Below are 3,273 nucleotides of genomic sequence, written 5' to 3'. Positions count from 1 at the left end.
TAATAATACAGATTTTTTAAAAAAGTAATGATTTTTATCTGAGTTAAATGTGATAAAAATCACGACATTTCAATGATTAGCGTAACAATTATCTAAAGCATCGCAATCCATCGAAAAAAGTTACAAATGGTCGATTAACGATTGTATCTTTATCATTTTCGGATAGACTTGTAGCGTGAAATACAGATGATTGCTGTCATATAAATAGGAAAATTAGCAATGACTGCTCTAAATCAATATGGAATGCATTTAGAAATTACACCGCATAAGGGATGGTCACAGCAGTTCTGGGATGACCTGCTACCAGCGAAAGAACGGGTAAGTAAACATCCGTTTTTTTCGGAAATGGCCAATGGGGGATTGAGCCTAAATAGTTTCCGTTATGCTTTACTTAATTTCTATCCATTAGTCGCACATTTCCCGTCATATATGGCTGGGGCATTAGGCAAAGCAACGGGTTTTTCTGAACCTGGCGTTACAGAAGCACGAGATTGGTTAATCCAAAATATTAAGGTAGAAGAGCGACACTTAAAATGGTATCGCGACTGGGCTGGAGGTTTTGGTTTAACTGTAGATCAGCTCGATAGCGTGCGGCCACCAGCTGCGATGAATGCGGTAAACCATTTCTTATGGAATATGAGTCATCGTGGTAATTTGGCAGAATGCCTTGCTGCAACAAATCTGGCAATTGAATGGGCAACGGGGGACTGGTCCATTCAGGTCTATAAGGGGATTCATACCTATACGGATCATCCTGAAGTAACGATTGATAAACGTTCTTTGGCTTGGTTACGTGCGCATGCACATTATGATGATCTTCATCCTTATGAAGCCATGGAGCTGATTAAGCGTTTATGTAATGATCGTCCTGACTGGCAGCAAAAAGCATTTCATGCTGCTGAAGAAGGTCTTCGGTATTATGAATTAGCTTTAGACGATTGCTATAAGGTACAGCTTCAAGCCTCTGCTTGATCTCACCTTAAAAAAGGGAGAATATTGTATAGATATTCTCCCTTTTATTTTATTCGAGTAGTTTTAACAGCTTTGTTCGGTAAGGTGTTTCTTCAGGTAATAATTCAAGTAAACGTTCAACAGCATCTACACGATCTGGCACACGACTGACCACTCGTAATAGTTGATCAACATCTTCAATTTGATAAATCACATGACTCAAGCGAGCATCAAAGCAATCTCTCCATGCACACAAAAATGGGCTTTCTGATTTAGCTAAAAAACTTCCTCTATAGAGAGTAAGGGTAGTCGATGTGAAGCCTAGGTTTAATGCTTGCTCTGCCATTAAGAAATCACATTGAATTTCACAGTTAAGTCTATAAGGGCGAGACTCGATGACGTCAGGTATTAGGTTTCTAAGTTGAGAGAGTTCTGCTTTTAAAGTGGTGGTACTTACTGGTCGATCACCATATAAAGCATAGTGAAGTTCTTCAAGGTTAATTCCCTCAGGACAAAGTGTCAGAATGCACAGAATTTCAATCTGTCGTTGAGTCAATGTCAGGCTGTTTTGGTTATATTGAACTTTAGGTGTGCCGAAGGCTTTAATGTATAAAATATTTTTCTGATGAAGCTGAATTGCTTGCTTCACAATATCAGCACATCTTTCAACAGCTAAAAGACCAAGAGAATTATGCTTTTGATATTTAGTCGATAAATTCATAATCCCATAAAATTGGCCAGTGTGTGTATCGGTAATAGGTGCTGCATAACAGACCCAATCTCTTACACTATTCATTTGGTTTTCATGTGAGTAAACGCAGTTAGCTGAATGAGTATTTAATGCTAAACCAATTGCATTTTGTCCGACTGCCTGAGTAGACCACTGGCCACCTTCAACAAAGTGGACTTGCTCTGCCGATGAACGCATAGGTGTACTACTCCATGTCCAGAGTAGCGTGCCGTGTGGATCGGTCACACCAATTGCCATATCGGCATCTTCAGCAATATGCATTAAGTTTCGATGACATTCATGAATAGAACGACCAAATAACGAATGTTCCCATTCTTCGGTTAGGTCAAATAACGGAGCCGCGTCAAGGTCAACTGATGGCTTTTTTGCTAATTGTTTAGAATGAGATGATTTTTCTGGCCGAAATAATGACGGCGTAGTATCTATAAAAGGTGATGATAATTGTTTTGACATATCCATATCGAAATTCCTTTATCATTGAAATGGCGTATCCGTAGCCGCTCAACAGTTATAACTTTTTTATTGTGACTATTTCCTCGTTATCTCCTTACCTTAAATACTTTTATGAGTCTTGACCATTAGCCTATTGGATAAGTTTTGTTAATTACACGATCGTTAAGATAAGACATCTTGTCGACTAAAAGGCTTGGGTACAGATTCTCCAAAATATTGTCGATCAGCAAAATAGCTAGAACGAACCATAGGTGCACTCCAAATATTTTTAAAACCTAATCGCTTACCATGTCGCGTGTATCTTTCAAATTCTTGTAAGTTTACAAATCGATGAATAGGTGCATGTGACTTTGAAGGCTGTAAGTATTGTCCAATGGTAATAAGGTCTACTTGATAGTCTTTTAAGTCATTCAGTAGCGCAAGCACTTCCGCTTCAATTTCTCCTAATCCAACCATTAAACCAGATTTGGTTTTGATATCTGGACAATATGCTTTAAAACGTTTTAGTAACTCTAGTGAATGTTGATAGTCTGAACCAGGGCGCATCGCTTTATATAAGCGCGGAACTGTCTCAATATTATGATTAAACACATCTGGAGGAGATAAGCTCAAAGTTGAAAGAGCTGTTTCTAAACGACCGCGAAAATCTGGTACTAAAATCTCAATCAGCGTTTCTGGGCAGCGTTTTCTGATTTCTTCAATGCACTTTACAAAATGTGCGGCGCCGCCATCATGTAGATCATCACGGTCTACAGAGGTAATCACGACATATTTTAAGTTTAAGTTTGCGACCGTTTCTGCCAAATGTTTAGGTTCATCTTCATCTAAAGGTTTTGGGCGACCATGAGCAACATCACAAAAAGGGCAACGTCTAGTACAGATATCTCCCATAATCATAAATGTTGCCGTACCTCCACCAAAACATTCAGGTAAGTTTGGGCAAGCAGCCTCTTCGCAAACACTATGCAACTTCTGTTGGCGCAGTAAATTTTTTATGCGTTTGATTTCTTCAAAATCGGTTATTTTTGCTCTAATCCATTCAGGTTTAGTTGGCAATTCTTCTGTTGGTAAAATTTTAATCGGAATACGAGCGACTTTATCTGCTCCTCTTAATTTAA

At 38.7% G+C, this 3,273-nt stretch carries 3 protein-coding genes; 1 reads left to right on the top strand and 2 read right to left on the bottom strand.

Translation table 11 applies throughout. The features are described from left to right. The first annotated feature begins 219 nt into the window (after window positions 1–219). Window positions 220–972, top strand: coding sequence for a TenA family transcriptional regulator (locus NL42_RS11925; protein WP_461312903.1), 753 nt, complete (start codon window positions 220–222; stop codon window positions 970–972). Window positions 973–1,021: 49 nt separating this feature from the next. Here the strand turns inward: NL42_RS11925 and NL42_RS11920 are convergent, their stop codons facing one another. Both NL42_RS11920 and lipA read right to left on the bottom strand, forming a co-directional pair. Next, window positions 1,022–2,161: a transcriptional regulator gene (locus tag NL42_RS11920; RefSeq protein ID WP_461312902.1), complete on the bottom strand. Its 1,140-nt coding sequence runs from the start codon at window positions 2,159–2,161 to the stop codon at window positions 1,022–1,024. A gap of 156 nt (window positions 2,162–2,317) precedes the next feature. After that, window positions 2,318–3,273, bottom strand: a 956-nt coding sequence (gene lipA / locus NL42_RS11915) for a lipoyl synthase (protein WP_461312901.1), incomplete at its 5' end; no start/stop codon positions are given.

The sequence above is a fragment of the Acinetobacter sp. GN11 genome, from assembly GCF_054823985.1.
Note: the sequence above shows the minus strand (reverse complement) of the source record. Positions and strands in the feature narration are given on the sequence as shown.